This is a genomic window from Bradyrhizobium zhanjiangense (assembly GCF_004114935.1).
GTDB lineage: Bacteria > Pseudomonadota > Alphaproteobacteria > Rhizobiales > Xanthobacteraceae > Bradyrhizobium > Bradyrhizobium zhanjiangense.
Window position 1 is genome coordinate 5,870,014 of record NZ_CP022221.1, and the last position, 21,654, is coordinate 5,891,667.

Below are 21,654 nucleotides of genomic sequence, written 5' to 3' on the forward strand. Positions count from 1 at the left end.
AGAGTTGTCTCTCGCGCAGGGGCAAAGCCATGAATCTCTCAAAATTCTTCATCGATCGTCCGATTTTCGCCGGCGTTCTCTCTATCCTGATCTTCCTTGCCGGCCTGATCTCGCTGTTCGCGATGCCGATCTCGGAATATCCCGATGTCGTGCCGCCGTCCGTCGTGGTGCGCGCGACCTATCCCGGCGCCAATCCCAAGGTGATCGCGGAGACGGTGGCGACGCCGATCGAGGAGCAGATCAACGGCGTCGAGAACATGCTCTACATGTCGAGCCAGGCAACCACCGACGGCGCGATGACGCTGACGGTGACGTTCCGCCTCGGCACCGACCCCGACAAGGCGACGCAGCTGGTGCAGAACCGCGTGCAGCAGGCCGAGCCGCGCCTGCCCGCCGTGGTGCGCCAGCTCGGCATCATCACCAAGAAATCGTCGCCCGACCTCACCATGGTCGTGCACCTCTTGTCGCCGAACGGCCGCTACGACATGACGTATCTGCGCAACTACGCGGTGCTCAACGTCAAGGACCGGCTGGCGCGGATCGAGGGCGTCGGCGACGTGCAGCTTTATGGTGCGGGCGACTATTCGATGCGGGTCTGGGTCGATCCGCAGAAGGCCGCCGAGCACGGCCTGACCGCGAGCGATATCGTCAAAGCGATCCAGGCACAGAACGTCGAGGCCGCCGCCGGCGTGGTCGGCTCCTCCCCGAACGTCAGGGGTATCGACCTGCAACTGTCCGTCAATGCCGAAGGGCGGCTCGCGAACGAGGAGCAGTTCGGCGACATCGTGGTCAAGACCGGCGCGCACGGTGAAGTGGTGCGCTTGCGCGACGTCGCGCGCATCGAGCTTGGCGCGTCCGAATACGGCCTGCGCTCGCTGCTCGACAACAAGCAGGCGGTGGCAATCCCGATCTTCCAGGCGCCGGGCTCCAACGCGCTGCAGATTTCCGACAACGTCCGCGCCACCATGGCCGAGATCAAGAAGAACATGCCGGAGGGCGTGTCCTACCAGATCGTCTACGATCCCACCCAGTTCGTGCGCTCCTCGATCGAGGCTGTGATCCATACGCTGCTGGAAGCCATCGCGCTGGTGGTGCTGGTCGTGATCCTGTTCCTCCAGACCTGGCGCGCCTCGATCATTCCGCTTTTGGCCGTGCCGGTGTCGATCGTCGGCACCTTCGCCGTGATGCACGTGTTCGGCTTCTCCATCAACGCGCTCAGCCTGTTCGGTCTCGTGCTCGCGATCGGCATCGTCGTCGACGACGCCATCGTCGTGGTCGAGAACGTCGAGCGCAACATCGAGGCCGGGCTGTCGCCGCGCGATGCCACTTATCAGGCGATGCGTGAGGTCTCGGGGCCGATCATCGCGATCGCGATGGTGCTGATCGCGGTGTTCGTGCCGCTCGCCTTCATCTCTGGCCTCACCGGGCAGTTCTACAAGCAGTTCGCGCTGACGATCGCGATCTCGACCGTGATCTCGGCCGTCAACTCCCTGACGCTGTCCCCGGCGCTGTCGGCGCTGCTGCTCAAGGGCCACAACGAGCCGAAGGACCGGCTGACGCTCATCATGGAAAAGAGCCTTGGCTGGTTCTTCCGCGGCTTCAACAAGGCCTTCACACGCTCCTCGGAGAACTACAGCGGCAGCGTCACCAGGGTGATCTCGGGCAAGGCCGCGGTGATGGGCCTCTACGCGGTGCTGGTCGGCCTCACCGCCCTCTTGTTCCAGCAAGTGCCGAGCGGCTTCGTGCCGGGCCAGGACAAGCAATATCTGGTCGGCTTTGCCCGCCTGCCCGATGGCGCGACGCTCGATCGCACCGAAGAGGTGATCCGCAAGATGAGCGACATCGCGCTGACCCAGCCCGGTGTCGAGAGCTCGGTCGCCTTCCCCGGCCTGTCGATCTCCGGCTTCACCAACTCGTCCAACGCCGGCATCGTGTTCTCGACACTCAAGCCGTTCGACGAGCGCAAGGATCCCTCGCTCAGCGGGCCCGCGATCGCGGCCGAGTTGAACAAGAAATATGGCGGGATCCAGGAAGCCTTCATCGCCATGTTCCCGCCGCCGCCGGTCAACGGCCTCGGCACCATCGGCGGCTTCAAGCTGCAGATCGAGGACCGTGCCGGTCTCGGCTATGAGGCGCTGAACGAAGCGACCAAGGCATTCATGGCGGCGATGCAGAAGGCACCGGAGATCGCCGGCGTGTTCTCGAGCTTCCAGGTCAACGTGCCCCAGCTGTTCGCCGATATCGACCGCACCAAGGCGCTCCAATTGGGCGTGCCCGTGACGGAGGTGTTCAACACGCTCCAGATTTACCTCGGCTCCTACTACGTCAACGACTTCAACAAGTTCGGCCGCACCTATTCCGTCCGCGTGCAGGCCGACGCACCGTTCCGCGCTCGCGCCGACGACATCAGGCAGCTGAAGGTGCGCTCGTCCTCGGGCGACATGGTGCCATTGTCGGCGCTGCTCAAGATCCGCCAGAGCGCGGGGCCGGAGCGCGCGATCCGCTACAACGGCTTCCTGTCCTCCGACATCAACGCGGCGGCTGCGCCCGGTTTTTCATCGGGCCAGGCGCAGGAAGCGGCGACGCGGATCGCAGCGGAAGTGCTGCCGCCGGGCTTTGCCTTCGAATGGACCGACCTGACCTACCAGGAGTTCATCGCCGGCAATTCCGGCATCTGGGTGTTCCCGCTGGCGATCCTGCTGGTGTTCCTGGTGCTGGCCGCCCTCTATGAGAGCCTGACCTTGCCGCTCTCGATCATCATGATCGTGCCGATGGGCCTCTTGGCAGCGATGTTCGGCGTCTGGATCTCCAAGGGCGATAACAATGTCTTCACCCAGATCGGCTTGATTGTGCTCGTCGGCCTCTCCGCCAAGAACGCGATTCTGATCGTCGAATTCGCGCGCGAGCTCGAATTCGCCGGGCGTACGCCGATCCGCGCCGCGATCGAGGCCAGCCGGCTACGGCTGCGTCCGATCCTGATGACATCGATGGCGTTCATCATGGGCGTGCTGCCGCTGGTGCTCTCGACCGGCGCGGGCTCGGAGATGCGGCGCGCCATGGGTGTTGCCGTGTTCTCCGGCATGATCGGCGTCACCGTGTTCGGCCTGTTCCTGACGCCAGTGTTCTATGTGCTGCTGCGGACCGTCACCGGCATGAAACCGCTGACGCATCACGGCAGCGACACCAGCGCGGCGCCGGTCCAGTCTGTGGGTCACTAGATCAGGGAAATCCCCGAGAGCAGCAACAACACGGTCTCGACGCGATGAAAGGCGATCGCGCCGAGCGCGGACCCGGCGACCCGCGCCATGATTTTTGCTTCGCAACAGGATGCCACGCCACGGCGCACAAAACAGGCCACGGGGTTCCCGGCGAAACCCCTTTCCCGATGCGACGAAACACGCCTGAAACAGATGGCCGGTTAAGTGGTTGTCAAAATAAATACAGGGACGGCCACCATGCAATTCTTCCTCGACATCATCCTGGATTACGCCTGCTGCCAGACTCTCGTCGCCCACCCGCTGCGGGAGGACGCGCTATGATCGAATTGATCTCTGCACTGCTCGCCCTTTGCAGCATCGGTGTCTTCGCGGCGCATGCGCTGGATGCCTACCGCACCACACACTTCTGACAGACATCATTGCCGAGTTCGCTCCACCTCTCCCGAAGGAGAGGTGGAGCCTCGTAGCCGGCACGAATCCATCCTCCCGGCGCTAGAATGGCCGCCGGTAAAAGTGCTCGGAATGCGTTGCAGCAGGAAACCGATTGGCGAGCGCAAGCGCGCCCCTTTCGTCGGTCTCGAGCGCAATCTTCTGCGCCAGCATCACGTCGCCGGGCACAAGGAAGCCTGACGGGACGAAGCACCATCCCATCGTCGCTCGGCCTTCATCGTCGACTTCGTGGACGTTGGCTGCGGTACCGTAGTGAATGCGATAAGTCTTGCCGGTGTCGCAGCCGACGACGTCGAAATACCGGTGCTGTTCGAATTGCGCGCGTTGAGCGGGCGCGAGCCATTCGGCGAGCAGCCGGCGGCCACGGGCATCCGGCGTGTTCTCGCCGAAGAAGCGCCGATAGAGCTCGCGCAGCGCGTGCAGACGCGCACGCGCCGGGCCGCGGAGCCAAACTGCCGCGATCATGATCAGCTCAGATCAACCGCCGACCAGGCGCGGATAGAACAGCGTTTCCTCCGCGGTCGGATCGAACGATCTGATACGGGTGACCTCGCCGGGTCCGGTTCGCAGCGCAGCGGTGAAGCCGGCTCCGGTCAGCTCCCGAAAGCGCCGTTCGGCTCGCGCCAGCGCTTCGGCATTGCCAGGATCAAACTCGTGGCGTGTATCGCCGGTCTGGTCCATCACAATCTGGGTTGCCATGTTGAGTCTCCTCATGCCCACCCCTGAACCTGATCAAAGCAAACGTCGTGCCGTCAGTTCCCGATGGCAACAACTTTCTCGCGCCGGCGCATCACGCCTTGCTGAACGACTTAGCGCGAGGCCGCTGCCCCACCTCCTTCGTCGATCTGCCGACCCATCAGCGCAATCGCCTTCTGATAGACCCCGGCCGCATTCCAAGCCTCGATAGCGGCGAAATTCGGCTCGCCCGGCTGGTAACCGGCTCCTGCGCGCCAACCATGGGCTTTGAGGAAATTCGCCGTCGAATTCAGCGCGTTGGCAGCCACATCGAGATTGCCGGTGCCATAGGCCAGGATGTTCTTGGGCATGAACTGGGTCTGGCCGACCTCGCCATGCATGGAGCCGCGGGTCGATCCCGACAGCGTGCCGCGGTCGATCAGCTTCAAGGCGGCATAGAGCTGGTCGGTGAAGAACTCGGGACGGCGGCAGTCATAGGCAAGGGTCGCGATCGACGACAGCATGTTCTGGTTGCCGCGCTGGCTGCCGAAACCGGTCTCCATGCCCCAGATCGCGATCAGCGGCCCCGGCGGGACCCCGTAGCGCTGCTGGATCGAGGCGAACAAGGCGGCCTGCGACTGCTTGAGCTGCCGTCCCTTGGCGACGATGGTGGTGGCGCCGCGCTTGGCAAGGAACTGGTCGAGTGTCAGCGAAAAGCTGCGCTGGCCGCGATCGGCTGCGATGGTTGCGCTGGCATAATTGGCCTGCATCAGGGCCGACAGCGCGGTGGGGCCGATGCCCTTGCCCTGCGCCTCCGCACCGAATTCGCGCTTCCAGGCCTCGAAGCCGGCGGGCGAGCTGCCGCATTGCGCGGCCTCGGCGGCGGGGGCCAGGCAACCAAGCAGCGCCATCGCGCCAAAAACCGCCCCCGCAACGGCCCTGCCCCTGATCATACCCAACGTCTCCCGTCCTGACCGATCCGGGCGCGATCTTACCCGCTCGAAAGCGCCGACTCCATGGCGCGATCATAGGACAATTCGAGGCCTTCCAGGTTGCCCTCCTTCCGCCACGTGTCGAGCAGCCGCAGGAACGCCACCGGCCCGCGCCAATATTGGCTGTTTCTTGCCGCGATCGGATCGAGCACGCCTTCATTGTTGTAATAGCCGGGCGTGCATTCGGCGAGATAGGTCTGGCGACCGAGCGCGGCCTTGACGACCTCGTCGACCCAGGCCCTCTCGGCCGTGAGCGTCGGCTCCAGGGTCCGCGCTTTGCGCTTGCGCGCTTCTGCGATGACATAGGCAATGTGCTGCGACTGCTCGTCGATGATGTGCGGGAAGTTGGCGCTCTGGCCGGCCTGCACCGTGACGATCAGGAAGCAGTTCGGGAAACCGCGGCTGTAGAAGCCGTGCAGCGTCTTGACGCCGTCGCGCCAGCGCTCGGACAGGCTGGTGCCGTCGCGGCCATAGACCTCAAAGCCCATGCGGCGGGCGTAATCGGTGCCGACCTCGAAGCCGCTGGCATAGATCAGGCAATCGAGCTCATAGGCCTTGCCGTCGACCACGACCGCATTCTCGGTGATGCGCTCGACGCCCTGCCCTTTGCTGTCGACGAGATGCACGTTGGGACGATTGAACGTGTCGAGATATTCGTCGTGGAAGCACGGCCGCTTGCAGAACGCCTTGTACCAGGGTTTGAGCGCCGCCGCGGCCGCCTCGTCCTTAACGATCGCATCGACGCGGGCGCGGATCTCCTCCATCTTGCGGTAGTCGGCCTGCTCGATCACCCTGAGCGCCTCTTCCAGCGAGGTCACCGGCTGCGGCTGGCGACGCGGCGCCAGCAGGATCTCGCCGAGCAGACCGGTCCAGCCGTCCTGCACCAGATCCCGTTCGAACGGCTCGCCCGAGATCACGGCGGTGAAATTGTCCATGCGCTCGCGCTGCCAGCCTGGCCTGAGGCTTTGCGCCCAGGCTTGGTCCGTCGGACGATCGTCGCGCACGCCGATCGCGGATGGTGTGCGCTGGAAGACGTAAAGCGCCTTTGCCGAACGGCCGAGATGCGGCACGCATTGCACGGCGGTGGCACCGGTGCCGATGATGCCGACGCGCTTGTCGGCAAGACCCGTGAGACCGCCTTCAGCAGTGCCGCCGGTGTAGTCATAGTCCCAACGGCTGGTGTGAAAGCTGTGGCCTTTGAACGTCTCGATGCCGGGAATGCCCGGCAGCTTCGGCCGGCTCAGCGGTCCGCCGGCGAGAATGACGAAGCGCGCGCGAATGCGATCGCCGCGATCGGTCTCGACCAGCCAGCGCGCCTCCTGCTCCTGCCACTCCATCCGCGAGATGATGGTCTGAAACAGCGCACGCGCGTAGAGATCGAAATGACGGCCGATGCGGCGGGAGTGCTCGTAGATCTCCGGAGCCCGCGCGTATTTGCGCACCGGCATGTAGCCGGTCTCTTCCAACAGCGGCAGGTAGATGTAGCTCTCGGTGTCGCAGGCAGCTCCAGGGTAACGATTCCAGTACCAAGTGCCACCGAAATCGGCGGCCTTTTCCACGATCCGGAAATCGTCGATGCCGGCGGCGCGCAGGCGCGCGCCGCACAAGAGGCCGCCGAAGCCGCCACCGACGATGAGCACTTCGGTCTCTTCACTGACAGCTGCGCGTGTGAAGCCGGGATCAGCCCAGGGATCGTCGAGATAGCGAGCGAAATCGCCTGATACCTCGACATACTGTGCCTTGCCTTCGCTGCGCAAACGGCGGTCGCGCTCGTCGCGATAGCGCGCACGAAGGGCGGAGATATCGACCGTAGATTCGCCGGCAGCACTGGTCTTGTGTTTTTCCGCTGACATTCGTCTCCTCCACGGCAGACACCGCTGCGCCGGCCGTTCGCATGAAGTTAGCCCTGAAAAAGTGCGCCATGCAATCACGCGGCTTCTTTTTTGCGTGAACGTCGCGGGACGTTCCGTTAACCTCGCGCGCAATCACAAGCGTACGCCATGCAACGACGTGGCGTCTGGAGGAGACCATGCAGGGATTGATGATGGACATGCCGCTCCTGATCAGCGGCCTGATCCAGTATGCCGCCGACTACCACGGCGAGGCCGAGATCGTCGCGCGCGAGATCGAGGGCGATATCCATCGCTACACCTATGCTGACGCCCATCCGCGCATCAAGCGCATGGCGCTCGCCTTGAAGCGGCTCGGCATGAGATCCGGCGATCGCGTCGGCACGCTGGCCTGGAATACCCACCGCCATTTCGAGATGTTCTATGCCGCGCCGGGCATGGGCTATGTGCTGCACACCGTCAACCCGCGGTTGTTTCCCGAGCAGCTCGTCTACATCATCAATCATGCCGAAGACCGCTTGCTGTTCATCGACCGGGCCACGCTGCCGATCGTCGAGGCGATCGCGCCGCAACTATCGACGATCGAGGCCTACGTCGTGATGTCCTCGCGCGAGCGAATGCCGGAGACGAAGCTGGCGAACGTCCATTGCTACGAGGAGCTTCTGGACAAGGAGAACGAGGCCGGTTTTGCCTGGCCTGAGTTCGACGAAAAGTCCGCCTCCACCATCTGCTACACGTCCGGCACGACGGGCAATCCCAAGGGCGTGATCTATTCGCACCGCGCCGCGATCTTGCAGACCATGACCTGCTGCAATTTCGACTTCCTGCCGGGCCATGTCGAAGGCGTGCGCGAGGTGATGATGCCGATGGCGCCGCTGTTTCACGGCAACGGCTGGAACATGCCGTTCACTGCGCCCTATACCGGCTCCAAGCTGGTGCTGCCCGGCCGCAACTATGAGTCGGATAAGCTCTATGAGTTGCTCGAAGGCGAGAAGGTGACGCTGTCGGCGGGCGTGCCGAGCTTCTGGCTGATCCTGCTCGACTGGCTCGGGCGCACCGGCAACAAGTTCTCGACGCTGCGCGCAACGCTGTCGTCGGGCTCGGCCCCGCCGCGCGCGATGGTCGAGAAGCTCAAGCGCGATTACAACATCGACTACATCCAGGCCTGGGGCATGACCGAGGCGCTCGGCTGCTCGATGCCGGGCCTGCGGCCGGGCTCCGAGCACCTCAGCGACAAGGAGAAGTTCGACCGGCGCCAGGTGTCCGGCCGCGCTTGTTTCGGCACGGCTTTGCGGATCGTCGATGATGCCGGCAATGAATTGCCGCGGGACGGCAAGACCGTCGGCCACCTGCGCGCTCGCGGTCCGTGGGTCGCCTCCGGCTACATGAAGCTGGAGGAAGGCCTCGACCGCGACGGCTGGCTGATCACCGGCGACATGGCGGTGATCGACAGCCAAGGCCACGTCACGCTGACCGATCGCTCCAAGGACGTGATCAAGTCCGGCGGCGAATGGATCTCCTCGATCCAGCTCGAGGACGTCGCCTTGTCTCATCCCGATGTGCTTCAGGCCGCCGTGGTCGCAATCTCGCACGACAAATGGCAGGAGCGCCCCCTGCTCCTCGTCGTCCGCAAGAAGGGCGCGACCGTCGACGGCAAGGCTCTGCTCGACCACATGCGCCCGAAGATTGCGAGCTGGTGGCTGCCGGACGCCGTCGAATTCCTGGACGAATTCCCGATGACCGGGACCGGCAAGGTGCTCAAATCCGCGCTGCGCGAGAAGTTCAGGGAATACCGCGTCGCTTGAACCGATGGTCGATCACGCCTGGGTTCATTCCGTGCGGTCTTCACCTTTTGGTCAATTCGCGGGCGATATAGCGGGGTGTCGCTAACCCCTCATCGAGGATCCCATGGCGTTTTCCGGATTGGGCCTGCATCTCGGCAATCTCTCGCTTCTGTCGCAGGCGCAGACGCGCTCGATCAGCCCCGAGAACTTTACCGGCGAGAAGGGCAAGGGCGGCATGTCCGTCGACGGCCCGGCTGCCCGTCAGGCCCGCGATCTCGGACAGGGTTGGAAGGTCTCGCCCTATGTCGTTATCGAGCCCGGCGCGACCTTCACGCTGGCCGACATCGAGGGCCAGGGCGCGATCCAGCAGATCTGGATGACGCTGGCGCGCGGGCGCCTGCGTCACTCGATCCTGCGGGTCTATTGGGATGATCAAACGCAGCCCAGCGTCGAATGCCCGGCCGGCGATTTCTTCGCCTGCGGTTGGGAAGAATATGCGCAGGTGTCCTCGCTCGCCGTCTGCGTCAATCCCGGCCGCGCCTTCAACTGCTACTGGGAGATGCCGTTCCGCAAGCACGCGCGCTTCACGCTGGAGAACCGCAGCGAGGAGCAGCTCACCGTCTACTACCAGATCAACTACACTCTGACCGACGTGCCCGAAGATTGCGCCTATTTCCATGCGCAATTCCGCCGCACCAATCCGCTGCCCTACAAGGAGGTCTACACCATTCTCGATGCCGTCAGCGGCGCCGGCCATTACGTCGGTACCTACATGGCCTGGGGCGTCAACAACAATGGCTGGTGGGGCGAAGGCGAGATCAAGTTCTACATCGACGGCGACGGCGCATTCCCGACCATCTGCGGTACCGGCACCGAGGACTATTTTTGCGGCGCCTACAATTTCGATCCCTATGTCGCCCATTCCGGCCAGGGCCCGGCGCAGCAATCGCGTTACCAGGAGTTCACCACGCCCTATGCCGGCCTGCCGCAGGTGATCCGCCCCGACGGCGTCTACAAATCGCAACAGCGCTTCGGCCTATATCGCTGGCACATTCCCGATCCCGTGCGCTTCCGCTCCAATCTGCGCGTGACCATCCAGGCGCTGGGCTGGCTGCCCGGCGTCAAGGAGGCAAAATACCTGCCGTTGCAGGACGACATCGCCTCGGTCGCGTTCTGGTACCAGACGCTGCCGACCGCGCCCTTCCCGAAGCTTCCGGGGCCCGATTATCTCGAAATCGGCTGATCCAGCCGACGTCCACCGATCAAGGAGACGAAAGATGCTCTACCCGATGTCGCCAAAAGTCGTCGAGCTCAAGCGCAAGCTCGAGAGCTTCATGGACCGTCACGTCTATCCGAACGAGGACCGCTTCTATCGCGAGGCCGAAGAGCTCGGACCGTGGAAGGTCTATCCCGTCGTTGAGGAGCTGAAGCCGCTGGCACGGGCCGAGGGGCTCTGGAATCTGTTCCTGCCGGAGTCGAACCGCGGTGCGGGTCTCACCAATCTCGAATATGCCCCGCTCTGCGAAGTGATGGGCCGCTCGCATCTGGCGCCCGAAGTATTCAACTGTTCGGCGCCCGACACCGGCAACATGGAGGTGCTGGAACGCTACGGCACCGAGAAGGACAAGGAGCGCTGGCTGAAGCCGCTACTCGCGGGCGAAATCCGCTCCTGCTTCGCCATGACCGAGCCGGCGGTCGCATCATCCGATGCGACCAACATCGAAAGCTCGATCGTGCGCGACGGCGACCATTACGTCATCAACGGACGCAAATGGTACACGACCAACGCGACCGACCCGCGCTGCAAGATCTGCATCTTCATGGGCAAGACCGATCCTGACAATCCGGACCGGCACAAGCAGCAATCCATGATCCTGGTGCCGATGGACACACCGGGCATCGAGGTGAAGCGTCCCCTCCCCGTGTTCGGCTTCTACGGCGTGCCCGACCGCGCCTCCGAGGTGGTCTTCACCAATGTGCGGGTTCCGAAGGAAAACATGCTGCTCGGCGAAGGCCGCGGCTTCGAGATCGCGCAGGGCCGTCTCGGCCCCGGCCGCATCCACCACTGCATGCGCTTGATTGGGCTGTCCGAACGCACGCTGGAAAAGATGTGCCGCCGCGTGCGCAGTCGCGTCGCCTTCGGCAAGCCGGTCTCGGAGCAGACCGTGACGCAGGAACGCATCGCGGAAGCCCGCATCATGATCGAGCAGGCCCGACTGCTGACACTGAACGCGGCTTACGCGATGGACACGGTCGGCAACAAGGTGGCGAAGGCCGAGATCGCGATGATCAAGGTCGCCGTGCCGAACATGGCCTGCCAGATCATCGACTGGGCCATTCAGGCCCATGGCGGCGGCGGCACCTCGAACGATTTCGGGCTGACGCAAGCCTACGCCACCGCACGGTTGCTGCGGCTCGCGGACGGGCCGGACGAGGTGCACAGGAACCAGATTGCGCGGTTCGAGCTGAAGAAATACTCGAATGCCTAAGGAGGCGTTGGCTCATGGTGCTGGAGAATACGCATTGAGGATCGCAGTCTAATCGACGCTTGGCGGCTCCTGGATCGATGCAGACGCACGCGGCTTCGAAATTCCGTCGAGTATCGCTCCGAAGATTATGATCGGCAGATAGAATGCAAGCATGATCGTATTCCTCCTGCTGTGACAACCTTGACCTACAGGTCAAGTTCCTCAAATTGAAATTCGCCCGCCTCGGAACATTGTCGTCGTTTGCAATAGCTAGCGACCCGAACCGCAGCGAGTATCAGGAACGCATCGCATCAATCGCATGAGCGATCAGAACGACTGCGCTCGCGGCAATGAGAAACGCAAACAACCAACTCACGTCCGCCTCCAATCCCGGAAGTGAACGCGCTCATCCATGCACAGTCAAAAGCCATCGGCCTGGAACCGCTATTCAGCGGCTCGCTGATGCTTCGCAGCAACAAGTGCATCCGCTGTCGGCCCTATCGGCAGAATGCCAAAAGGAGCAACGTGCCGACGACGCAGGTTGCTAGGACTAAAAACCAAACGCCCATACAGCTTCCCCGACTCACATATGCCAGTCAGGATTAGCCCTACGATTTGGCATTGAAACGCTTGTTGCCGGTTTTTCCCCAAGCCAAGCGTGATTCATCTGCTCGCTGCGTTAGTCCAATACCTCTATCGTCGCCGAACGTCGCGAATATCAGCGCTCGCTGGCGAGCGGCGCGCTGATCCTCAGCCCGGCGCACTGTCCTCACCTCTCCCTACGGGAGAGGTGAGAGCCGCCCTCGCCTCAGTTCACCACATAGACATCAGGATCGGCGCTCGAGCTCGGTTTCTTGAAGGCGTTGCGCAAGGCCGGCGACATCGGGACGTTGTAGTTGAGGCCGTTCGGCGGGGTCGGCGATTGCAGCCATTTCTTGTAGAGCACCTCGATCTCGGCGCTTGCATAGAGCTCCGCGGTCGCGCGATCGGCGAGTGCCTTGAACGGCGCATCCTCCCGCCGCAGCATGATCCCGTAAGGCTCCGGCTTCGAGAACGCTTCCTCGCTGATCATGTAGAGCTGCGGCTCCTTCGATCGCGCGATCGCGACCGCGAGCTGGACATCGTCGAGCGCATAGGCCTGGGCCCGGTCGGTCTCGAGCAACAGGAAGGCCTCGGCCTGATCCTTGGCCGGCATCACATTGATGCCGAGATTGCGTTCGGTGTTGACCTTGGCGAGCTGCGTCAGGTTGACCGAGCCGGCCACCGCCGTGACGGCCTTGCCCTTGAGATCGTCGATGGTGTTGATCTTGGCGGCCTTCTTCGCGGCGAATCGCGTCGCGCTGAGGAAGTGCGTGTTGGTGAAGGCGACCTGCTTCTGACGATCGGCATTGTTGGTGGTCGCCGAGCAATGCAGATCGAGCGTGCCGTTGACCATCAGCGGAATCCGGTTCGACGACGTCACCGCGAGCGTGTCGATGGCGATGTCGGGCATGCCGAGCTGCTTCTTCACGGCGTCGACGATCTTGAGACAGATATCCATGGCAAAGCCGACCGGCTTCTGGTTGCCGTCGAGATAGCTGAACGGGACCGAGGCCTCCTGATAGCCGAGCGTGATCTTCTTCGTCTCCTTGATCTTCTGGAGCGTGCCCGACAGGTCTTCGGCTGACGCTGCGCCCGCAAGACATGTCAGGGCCAGGATAATTGTGGGTAGACGCATCGGGTGCTCCTCAAGGCGCTTGCGCCTCCATGCCGGGCGCAATCACGAGCGTTGATAGCGCAGGCACACGCCAGCCGCCAGACGGGCTTGCGACTATCAGCTATCGCGGCTTTCGATACGATGCGCGGCAGTTCGTCTCCGCGTAAAGCGGGATTCGCCTCGGCCCCGAGAAGGGCTTACGCGTCGATGCCGCGCTGGACCAGGATGCGCTCGGCGCTGTCGTTCCAGACATCCATCTTCGTGATCTTGCCGTTCCGCACCACGAAGCGGTCGACGTAGCGGTTGCCTTCGAAGACAGTCCCGTCCTTCCATTCGCCATACAGCGTTCCGACGCTGTACACGATGGTCTCGCCATGACCCGGACAGACGTCGAAGCGGTCCATCTTCTTCTTGACCCAGCGGTAGCGTTTGGCGTTGAAGGCGGTAGGCCCCCGGGGATGGTCGAACTCGCGGCCACCCGTGAACGTGATGATCGTGCCCGGCGCGACATAGGCTGCCGCGGCATCGGGATCGGGAATCATCGATGCCGTGAGATAGGCCTTCACGATCTCGGCGTCCGACAACGATCCGGTCTGGGCTTCGGCGGCTACGGACATGGCGCGTTCTCCTTACTTTGGCGGATACTATCGCCCACCTCTCGGAATGCATGCATATATTTTGAACATCTGCCCTGCTGCTCTGGGGCCCTCCGAGGCCTGTGTCGCGATTGACTGCGGCATTCTCCCGCCGCAAAAGTCGCTGCCATGAGCACGCAGACTGCCTTCGACCTGATCCTTCGCCGCGCGTTGTTGCGATCATCCGCCGCACCCGTCGATATCGGCGTGAAGGATGGCCGCATCGCCGCGATCGAACCGCGGCTCGTCTGCGACGCGGTCGAGGTTGATCTCGGCGGCCACCTGGCTTTGCCCGGCTTCGTCGATACTCACATCCATCTGGACAAGGCCTGCCTGCTCGGCCGCTGCGGGCATGACCACGGCAGCGTTTCGGACGCCATCCGCGCCGTTGCCGGGATGAAGCGCGAATTCACGGTCGAGGACATCTATTCCCGCGGTGCCCGGGTGCTCGAACGTGCGATCGTGCACGGCACGACGCGCATGCGCACCCATGTCGAGATCGATCCGCGCATCGCCTTGCGCGGCTTCGCGGCAGTCAAAGCGCTGAAGCGCGATTATGCCTGGGCGATCGATCTGTCGCTCTGCGTCTTCCCGCAGGAGGGCCTGACCAACGACCCCGGAGCCGAGGAGTTGCTGATCCAGGCGCTGCGCGACGGCGGCGAGGTGATCGGCGGCTGTCCCTATACGGACACCGACCCGATCGCCCATCTCGAACGCATCTTCGATCTCGCGCAGGAATTCGATATCGACGTCGACCTCCATCTCGATTTCGATCTCGATCCCTCCTGGTGGCATCTCGATGAGGTCTGCCGCCAGACCGAGCGGCGCAACTATGGGGGGCGTGTAGCGATCGGTCACGCCACGAAGCTCTCGGCACTACCGCCCGAGCGAATGAAGGCTGCCACCGCGCAGCTGGCGACGTCAGGCGTTGCCGTCACCGTGCTGCCCGCGACCGATCTCTATCTGATGGGGCGCGAGGCCACCCACAACGCGCCGCGCGGACTGACGCTCGCCCACAAGCTCGCAGGCGACGGCGTGTTGTGCTCGGTCGCCACCAACAACGTGCTCAATCCCTTCACGCCGTTCGGTGACGCCTCGCTGCTGCGGATGGCGAACTTCTACGCCAATGTCGCGCACGCCTCGGTGAGCGATTTCGACACCTGCCTCGATCTCGTGACCGAGCTGCCGGCCCGGCTGATGAACCTTGACGATTACGGCATCAAGGTCGGGAACCCCGCCGATCTCGTCGTGCTCGATACGCGAGACAGCCGCTTCGCCATCGCTGAGCTGCCTGACGTCCTGATGGGTTTCAAGGCTGGCCGACAGACATTTGAGCGGCAGCGGCCGAATCTGTTCCGCCCCCGGAGCTGACATCGCGACGCCGCACGCACCATTCACCGGCAAGGCCGGCTCGCCGCTTCCAGCGGTAAGATTGTCGGGCTGCGGGCCCGGCTATTGACCGCTTCCGTTCAATCATACCGCCGATCCAGCGAGTCCGGTAGAATCCCGGACCGTAGCCCCACGCGTTGCAAGGCGCACCGCGCTGACCATAACTACGACTTTGCACTGATCATTTGCGTGCGATCGGGAAAGTATGGATATGTTCAGCGCATTCAGCAGCGTCGACTATCATTCCATCCAGGCCAGAACGCCCACCGATCGCGCGGTGAAGCGGCTCGACGGCATCGGCCTTGTTCTGTCGGATCTCGATATCTCGGGAATCCAGACACAGGACGACGTCACCCGTATGCTCTGGACGCTCGACGCTGCCAACAAATGCGTTCGCGCGGTGCTGGCCGAATTCCGCACGCAACCGGCCACGGAGCAGCTCGCCCGCAAAGCACGAAATCTCATCGACCTGATCGAACGCGCCCGCGACCAGGTCGTGAGCTTCCAGGCCGGCGATGCGGTCGTAGGCTGATTATTTTGGGCGATTGATCTTCGCGAGGATCCGGTCCGCCTCGGTGCGCCAATCGGCGCTGCGGGCGAATTCCCTGGTGCTCCTCGCGCCGAACAGCCCTTCATCGGCGAGATCGGCCACCCAGGCCTGCCGCTCGGCCGTGCCCTGCGCCGACCACGGAGTCAGCCCCGCCTCGCGTACGGTCTCGGCGACCTCCCGCACCTCCTCGGCACGACGGCGGCCGTGCTCGATTACGCGCTGGAAGAAATAAGCACCCTGCTTCTCCCAATTGATGCCGGGAAAGGTTTCCGCGAGCGACGCCAGCACGGCATCTTCCACGCCATAGGCGCGCGCCGTGGTGAAGCTCTCAATGACGATGGCCTCCAGGCCCTTGATCATGATGCTGCGGCACATCTTCACCGCCGAGGACACACCGAGCTTGTCGCTGGCAACCTTCGCCGCAAAGCCGATCGCATTCAGAAGCGGCGCGAGCTCTTTCGCGCCGGGACCGCCGAGCAGCAGCGGCACCTTGATGCGGTACGGCGGCACCGACGTCATCACCGCGCCCTCGACATAGCGGCCAGCAGCGCCATCGATCAGCGCAGCAGCGCGCTGCTTGGCGCCCGGTGAGGCCGAATTGAAGTCCAGGAACCAAGTGCCCTGGTTGACCGCGGCCGCGCAGGCTTTTGCTACCGGAACAGCCTGGCTTGCCGTGACTGCCGAGACGATGAAATCGGATTTCGCGGTCAGCTCGGCATGAGAGGCTGCAAGCACCACACCGAATTTCGCCGCATGCTGCTTCAGCGAAGCGCCCTGCTCGCCTCCGAGCTTGATGTCGTAGGCGGCGACCTTGATGTCCTGCTGGCGCAAATCCTCGGCCAAGATCCTGCCGACCTCGCCATAGCCGACCAGCCCGATCTGCCATCGCCTCGGATCCGCCATCAGTTCAATCCTCGTGTCGTTTCGTCGAAGAGCTCCTCGACCGCGTAGCGGCGCGGGATCAGCGCCTGCTGGAACGCGTAGTCGACGATCAGCTCCAACGGCTTCTTGTTCGCTTCGATGCCAAACGGAATCAGGTCCGGCGAAGCCGCGGGCCCCGCCAGCTCCTTGTTCCGCTTGAGCAGATCATAGACGCCTGCGACCACGTCGGGGCGTGATTTGGCGAGCTGCTCGGTCACGACCACGAGATGATTGACCGGCACGACGCCGCGCCGGGCGTACCACTTGGCGGCTTCCGCGGCCGGATCAGGGAATAGCGGCTTCAGCTTGGGATCGTTGGAGGTCTCGCCGAGGACGGCATCGAGCTCGCCGTCGAGCAGCATCTGCAGGATCTTCTTGTCCTTCGGGGCGCGCTCGGTGGTGTCGACATATTCGGCGACGTGCGGATCCTCGAACGTCACCCAGCGGATATTGTCGAGATTGACGCCGTAGTCGTTGGCGAGGATGCCCCTGATCCAGGCGCCGGTCGTGGTCGTGAAGGAGCGGATGCCGACGCGCTTGCCTTCGAGGTCGGACGGGCCGAGCGTTCCTCGCGCGGGATTGTAGAGCGCGTAGGCATGCTGGAAACGGCCGAGCATGGTGGCCGGCAATAGCATCAGCGGCTTGCCGTGCGCCTTCGCCATCAGATAGGTGACGATTGCCATCTCGCAGACGTCGAAGGCCTGTTCGCGCACCATCGGCTTGAATGCCGTGTTGGTCGGCGCGTATTCGACGAAGTCGAGGTCGAAAAGGTCAGAGCGGAGCTCGCCGCTCTTCACCGCCCGGACATGAGGGTGACTGCCGAGCACGGCCTTCAGCTTGAGACGTTCCATCCGCCCGCTCCCGCCGTTGCCTCAGACGTCCTCGGGACTGTCGACATAGACGAGGCCGGCTTTCGCCAGAGCCTCGCGCATGCTGTACATGTCGAGGCCGAGCTCGCCCGAGGCGAGACGCGTGCGCTTGCCGCCTTCATCGGCATTGCGTTTCTTCGCCTTCTCGGCGACTTCGGCCGCGTACCGCTTCGGCACGACGACGACGCCGTCGTCGTCGGCCACGATGATGTCACCGGGATCAACATTGACGCCGGCGCAGACCACGGGGACATTGACCGAGCCGAGCGTGGCCTTCACCGTGCCCTTGGCTGAGACCGCGCGCGACCACACCGGAAACTTCATCTCGTGCAGCGCTTTGACGTCGCGGCAACCGGCATCGATGATCAATCCCTGCACGCCGCGGGCCTGGAGCGAGGTCGCCAGCAGCTCGCCGAACATTCCGTCAGTGTTGTCGGTGGTGCAGCCGACGACGAGGATATCGCCCTTTTTGCACTGCTCGACCGCGACATGGATCATCCAATTGTCGCCGGGCTGCGCCAGCACGGTGACCGCGGGGCCGGCAATCGCCGCGCCCGGCCAGACCGGCCGCAAATACGGCTTCATCAGGCCAATGCGGCCATAGGCCTCGTGCACGGTCGAGACGCCGTACTCCGCCATTCCGGCGGGATCGGCACGCGTGATGTTGCGAACGACGACCGGCTTCATGCGAGTTCCTCCGCAACGGTCGGAAACAGACGTTGATAGGCCTCGCCATAGGTCATGGGCACGCCGGTGTTGCGGCTGCCCTGGATGCCGCGGTTGAGCGCGACGCGCTCGTAATAGCCCCAGAGATGCTTCTGCGCGGCCAGGATCTGGAACGCCTCGTACTTCTCCTTCCAGACCTCGTCGATCTTGAGGAGCAGGTCCGGCTTGTAATTGCACTGCTCCGGCTGGTGCGGCTCGAACAGGAACACCGGCGGCGCCGAATATTTGTACTGCGCACCGGGCTTGTGGCCCATCGCCTGCGCGACCACCCGGGTCTCCTGCGCGAAATGCGCGGCATTCGGATGGTCGAAATTGTAAGGGTCCTCCAGCGCATGCGTCAGCACGAAGCTCGGATTGAGCTCGCGGTAGATGTCGACCATGCGGTCGAAATGCGCCTCGGTGAGTTTCAACGGATAGTCGCCGCAATCGAAGAACTCGATCTCGGCACCTAACAGCTTTGCGGCCCGCTCCGCCTCGTCCTTGCGACCGGCCTTGACCGATTCCAGCGTCGCCCCCTTCTCCTTCCAGGCGAACTGGCTCTCGCCGCGCTCGCCGAAGGACATGCACACGATCTTCATGCGATAGCCTTTCTTAGCATGCAGCGCGATGGCGCCGCCGGCGCGCCAGACGAAATCGCCGGGATGGGCGGTGATCACGAGACCGGTTTTCATGGGACAAACTCCCCTTTCGTTCGTAAGCATCATAGGCCGTCTGCCTCAGGCAGGAAGCCGGTTCGTCACGCCACGGCGGCCGCTTGTTCCTCGCCGTCGAGCACACGCCGGAGGCGATCGCCGTCGAGCGCGCCTTCCCATTTGGCAATTGCGATCGTCGCAACCGCGTTCCCGATCAGATTGGTCGGCGTCAGCCCCTGCGACATCAGGCGATGAATCCCGAGCACCAGCGCAACGCTCGTCACCGGAATGGTGCCGGTGGCCGATAGCGTCGCCGCCAGCACGACGAAGGCCGCGCCCGCGATTCCCGCCGCGCCCTTGGAGGTCACGAGCAGGATCAGCAGCAGCTCGATCTGCTCGGCAAGGCCGAACGGCGTGTTGGTCGCCTGTGCCAGGAACACCGAGGCCGCGGCGAGGTAGAGACAGGTGCCGTCGAGATTGAAGGAATAGCCGGTCGGGATCACGAGCCCCACGACGCTCTTCTCGCAGCCGGCCTTTTCCAACTTGGTCAGCATCCGCGGCAACACCGTCTCCGACGACGTCGTGGCGATGCAGATCAGCAGCTCTTCCCAGATGTAGCGGATCAGCTTGAGCAGCGAGAAGCCGCAGAGATGCGCGACGGGGCCGAGCGCGACAATGATGAAGACTACGCAGGTGAGATAGAAGCCACCCAAGAGCTTGCCGAGCGAGGCCAGCGAGCCCACGCCGAACTTGCCGACCGTAAAGGCGATGGCGCCGAACGCGCCGATCGGCGCCGCCCACATCACGAACCCGACGACGGCGAACACCATCTTGGCAGCGATGTCGATCAAATGGACCAGCGGCGCGGCACGCTCGCCCAGCTGTACCAGCGCGAAACCGCACAGTACGGAGATGAACAGCACCTGGAGAATGTTACCCTCGGCAAAGGCGCCGACGAACGTCGCGGGCACGATGTTCATCAGGAACGGCACGAAGCCGATCGCGCCCGTCTGCTTGACGTAAGGCTCGATGGCGCTGGCATTGATGCCGGCGGGATCGATGTTCATGCCGACGCCGGGCTTGAGCAGGTTCACCGCGACGAGGCCGATAATCAGCGCGATCGTCGTCATGACCTCGAAATAGACGATCGCCTTCACCGCAACGCGCCCGACGCGCGCCATGTCGGCGATGTGCGCGATGCCATGCACGACGGTGCAGAAGATGATCGGCGCGATCAGCATCCGGATCGCCTTGATGAAGGCATCACCCAGCGGCTGCATCTTGGCGCCCGCCTCGGGGCTGGCGATCCCAAGCGCGATGCCGGCCGCCATGGCGATGAGCACCTGGATCCAGAGCTCCTTCCGCCAGGCGCGGCCGCGCGGCTTGTCGATCGCGAGCGCCGTCATTGGTCGAACCCGAACAGGCGCGCCGGATTGTCGACCAGTATCTTCTGCTGGAATTCCGGCTCCGGTGCGAACAGCGGGATCAGATCGACGAGGTCACCGTCATTCGGCATCACCTTGACATTGGGATGCGGCCAGTCCGTGCCCCAGATGACGCGGTCGGGCGCGGTCTCGACGATCTTACGCGCGAACGGCACCGCGTCAGTGAAGGGCGGACCGCCCGAGGACACCCGCTCCGAGCCGCAGATCTTGACCCAGCATTTCTCGTCGCGCTGCATCAGCTCGATCAAGATCCTGAACGGAAGCTGGTCGAGCCCATCGGAGGCCTTCACCCGTCCCATGTGGTCGATAGTGTAGCTCAGCGGCAGCTTTGCCAGCATGTCGGCATAGTCAGGCAGGTCGATCGCGTCGAAATGCAGATCGATATGCCAGCCGAGCGGCGCGACCATGGCGATGACACGATCGAACACGCCCTTATCAGGGACGCCGCCGAGATGGCGGACGAAATTGAAGCGGCAGCCGCGGAAGCCGCCGTCATGCAGATCGCGCAGGCCCCGCTCGGTGATGGTGTCGTCGATATTGGCCACGGCGCGGTAGGCGCCGTTGCTCTGCGCGATAGCATCAAGCGCCACCGTGTTGTCCGTGCCGTGCACGCTGGCATTCACGATGACGGCACGCTCCACCCCGAGCTTGGCATGCAACGCCTTGAAATCCTCGAGCGGCGCATCGGGCGGCGTGTAGGAGCGGTCCGGCGCGTACGGATATTTCGCGCCGGGACCGAAGATGTGGCAATGCGCGTCACACGAAAGCTTCGGCAGCTTGAATTTCGGCGTGCGCGTGTTCGGATCGGGCGGCGGAATGGTCGGCGTGTACATCATCGTCTCAGGTGACCTTGAACAAGCGCGTGGGATTGTCGACCAGCAGCTTCTGCTGGAGCTTTGCGTCGGCCGCGTAGAGCGGGATCAGGTCGACGATCTCGCCGTCATTCGGCATGACCTTGACATTGGGATGCGGCCAATCGGTGCCCCACAGCACGCGATCGGGCGCGTTGTCGATCAGCGTTTTGGCGAACGGCACAGCGTCGTGGAACGGCTTGCCGGCGCTGGAGGCGCGCTCCAGGCCGGTGATCTTGACCCAGCACTTCTCGGAGAACGGATAGCGGGACGCCGGGCCGAAAATGTGGGTATGGCTGTCACAGGATTTTGCCGGCAGCTTGAACGACGGCGTTTTCGGACTTGGGTCCGGCGGTTCAATGATCGGAATCGATCTCTGCTCGCTGCCTTGCGCGCGCGCTTCGCTCGCGAGCGCTGCGCCGGCCAATCCGGTCAAGAGATGCAAGCACTCCCGCCTGTTCATATCCTCAACACCCCATCACATGGTCCGTTTGCGAGCGGAA

Annotated in this window: 18 protein-coding genes and 1 pseudogene; 6 read left to right on the forward strand and 13 right to left on the reverse strand. The window is 63.5% G+C overall.

Features of this window, described 5'->3' with window-relative positions; translation table 11 throughout:
• The first annotated feature begins 29 nt into the window (after positions 1-29).
• The gene (locus tag XH85_RS28225) at positions 30-3,218 is read left to right on the forward strand and encodes an efflux RND transporter permease subunit (RefSeq protein ID WP_128934423.1); all 3,189 of its coding nucleotides are present in this window, start codon (positions 30-32) and stop codon (positions 3,216-3,218) included.
• 492 nt (positions 3,219-3,710) lie between these two features.
• Here the strand turns inward: XH85_RS28225 and XH85_RS28230 are convergent, their stop codons facing one another.
• From XH85_RS28230 to XH85_RS28245, 4 genes are all read right to left on the reverse strand, one after another.
• Positions 3,711-4,133: a hypothetical protein gene (locus XH85_RS28230; RefSeq protein ID WP_128934424.1), complete on the reverse strand. Its 423-nt coding sequence runs from the start codon at positions 4,131-4,133 to the stop codon at positions 3,711-3,713.
• A 12-nt stretch (positions 4,134-4,145) separates the two neighbouring features.
• On the reverse strand, positions 4,146-4,367 hold the full coding sequence (locus XH85_RS28235; RefSeq protein ID WP_091888574.1) for a hypothetical protein: 222 nt from the start codon (positions 4,365-4,367) through the stop codon (positions 4,146-4,148).
• A 110-nt stretch (positions 4,368-4,477) separates the two neighbouring features.
• A complete protein-coding gene (locus tag XH85_RS28240) occupies positions 4,478-5,296 on the reverse strand; it encodes a lytic murein transglycosylase (protein ID WP_128934425.1) in 819 nt (272 codons plus the stop codon).
• 38 nt (positions 5,297-5,334) lie between these two features.
• Entirely contained in the window at positions 5,335-7,188 is a 1,854-nt protein-coding gene (locus XH85_RS28245) for a flavin-containing monooxygenase (protein ID WP_128934426.1), read from the reverse strand.
• 176 nt (positions 7,189-7,364) lie between these two features.
• Here XH85_RS28245 and XH85_RS28250 point away from each other — a divergent pair, with 176 nt between their 5' ends.
• The 3 genes from XH85_RS28250 (at position 7,365) to XH85_RS28260 (ending at position 11,458) form a co-directional block, all read left to right on the forward strand.
• A complete protein-coding gene (locus tag XH85_RS28250) occupies positions 7,365-8,990 on the forward strand; it encodes a long-chain fatty acid--CoA ligase (protein ID WP_128934427.1) in 1,626 nt (541 codons plus the stop codon).
• A gap of 103 nt (positions 8,991-9,093) precedes the next feature.
• Positions 9,094-10,212 (forward strand): glycoside hydrolase family 172 protein, encoded by a 1,119-nt coding sequence (locus XH85_RS28255; RefSeq protein ID WP_128934428.1) that lies wholly within the window; start codon positions 9,094-9,096, stop codon positions 10,210-10,212.
• Between the two features lie 34 nt (positions 10,213-10,246).
• The gene (locus XH85_RS28260) at positions 10,247-11,458 is read left to right on the forward strand and encodes an acyl-CoA dehydrogenase family protein (RefSeq protein ID WP_128934429.1); all 1,212 of its coding nucleotides are present in this window, start codon (positions 10,247-10,249) and stop codon (positions 11,456-11,458) included.
• Positions 11,459-12,245: 787 nt separating this feature from the next.
• Here XH85_RS28260 and XH85_RS28265 read toward each other — a convergent pair.
• Entirely contained in the window at positions 12,246-13,154 is a 909-nt protein-coding gene (locus XH85_RS28265) for an amino acid ABC transporter substrate-binding protein (protein WP_128934430.1), read from the reverse strand.
• A gap of 176 nt (positions 13,155-13,330) precedes the next feature.
• Positions 13,331-13,750, reverse strand: a complete 420-nt coding sequence (locus tag XH85_RS28270; RefSeq protein WP_128934431.1) for a nuclear transport factor 2 family protein — start codon at positions 13,748-13,750, stop codon at positions 13,331-13,333.
• A gap of 147 nt (positions 13,751-13,897) precedes the next feature.
• Between XH85_RS28270 and XH85_RS28275 the strand changes: the two genes are divergently transcribed.
• Positions 13,898-15,139: an amidohydrolase family protein gene (locus tag XH85_RS28275; RefSeq protein ID WP_128934432.1), complete on the forward strand. Its 1,242-nt coding sequence runs from the start codon at positions 13,898-13,900 to the stop codon at positions 15,137-15,139.
• A 229-nt stretch (positions 15,140-15,368) separates the two neighbouring features.
• Positions 15,369-15,689 carry a hypothetical protein gene (locus XH85_RS28280; protein ID WP_164939953.1) on the forward strand — a complete coding sequence of 107 codons (321 nt, stop codon included), beginning with the start codon at positions 15,369-15,371 and terminating at the stop codon, positions 15,687-15,689.
• On the opposite strand, the gene XH85_RS28285 is transcribed toward XH85_RS28280, so the two are convergent.
• The 7 genes and pseudogenes from XH85_RS28285 to XH85_RS48120 form a co-directional block, all read right to left on the reverse strand.
• Positions 15,690-16,610 carry a DUF1932 domain-containing protein gene (locus tag XH85_RS28285; protein ID WP_128934434.1) on the reverse strand — a complete coding sequence of 307 codons (921 nt, stop codon included), beginning with the start codon at positions 16,608-16,610 and terminating at the stop codon, positions 15,690-15,692.
• On the reverse strand, positions 16,610-17,479 hold the full coding sequence (locus XH85_RS28290; protein WP_128934435.1) for a substrate-binding domain-containing protein: 870 nt from the start codon (positions 17,477-17,479) through the stop codon (positions 16,610-16,612). Before XH85_RS28290 ends, XH85_RS28285 begins: the two co-directional genes overlap by 1 nt.
• Before the next feature lie 21 nt (positions 17,480-17,500).
• Entirely contained in the window at positions 17,501-18,184 is a 684-nt protein-coding gene (locus tag XH85_RS28295) for a 4-carboxy-4-hydroxy-2-oxoadipate aldolase/oxaloacetate decarboxylase (protein WP_128934436.1), read from the reverse strand.
• Complete coding sequence (locus XH85_RS28300; RefSeq protein WP_027517331.1) at positions 18,181-18,894, reverse strand: PIG-L deacetylase family protein; 714 nt, start codon at positions 18,892-18,894, stop codon at positions 18,181-18,183. Before XH85_RS28300 ends, XH85_RS28295 begins: the two co-directional genes overlap by 4 nt.
• 65 nt (positions 18,895-18,959) lie before the next feature.
• A complete protein-coding gene (gene dctA / locus XH85_RS28305) occupies positions 18,960-20,261 on the reverse strand; it encodes a C4-dicarboxylate transporter DctA (protein WP_128934437.1) in 1,302 nt (433 codons plus the stop codon).
• A complete protein-coding gene (locus XH85_RS28310) occupies positions 20,258-21,136 on the reverse strand; it encodes an amidohydrolase family protein (RefSeq protein WP_128934438.1) in 879 nt (292 codons plus the stop codon). Before XH85_RS28310 ends, dctA begins: the two co-directional genes overlap by 4 nt.
• 4 nt (positions 21,137-21,140) lie before the next feature.
• Positions 21,141-21,404, reverse strand: a pseudogene (locus XH85_RS48120) (amidohydrolase family protein); the annotation flags it as partial.
• Positions 21,405-21,654: the final 250 nt, after the last annotated feature.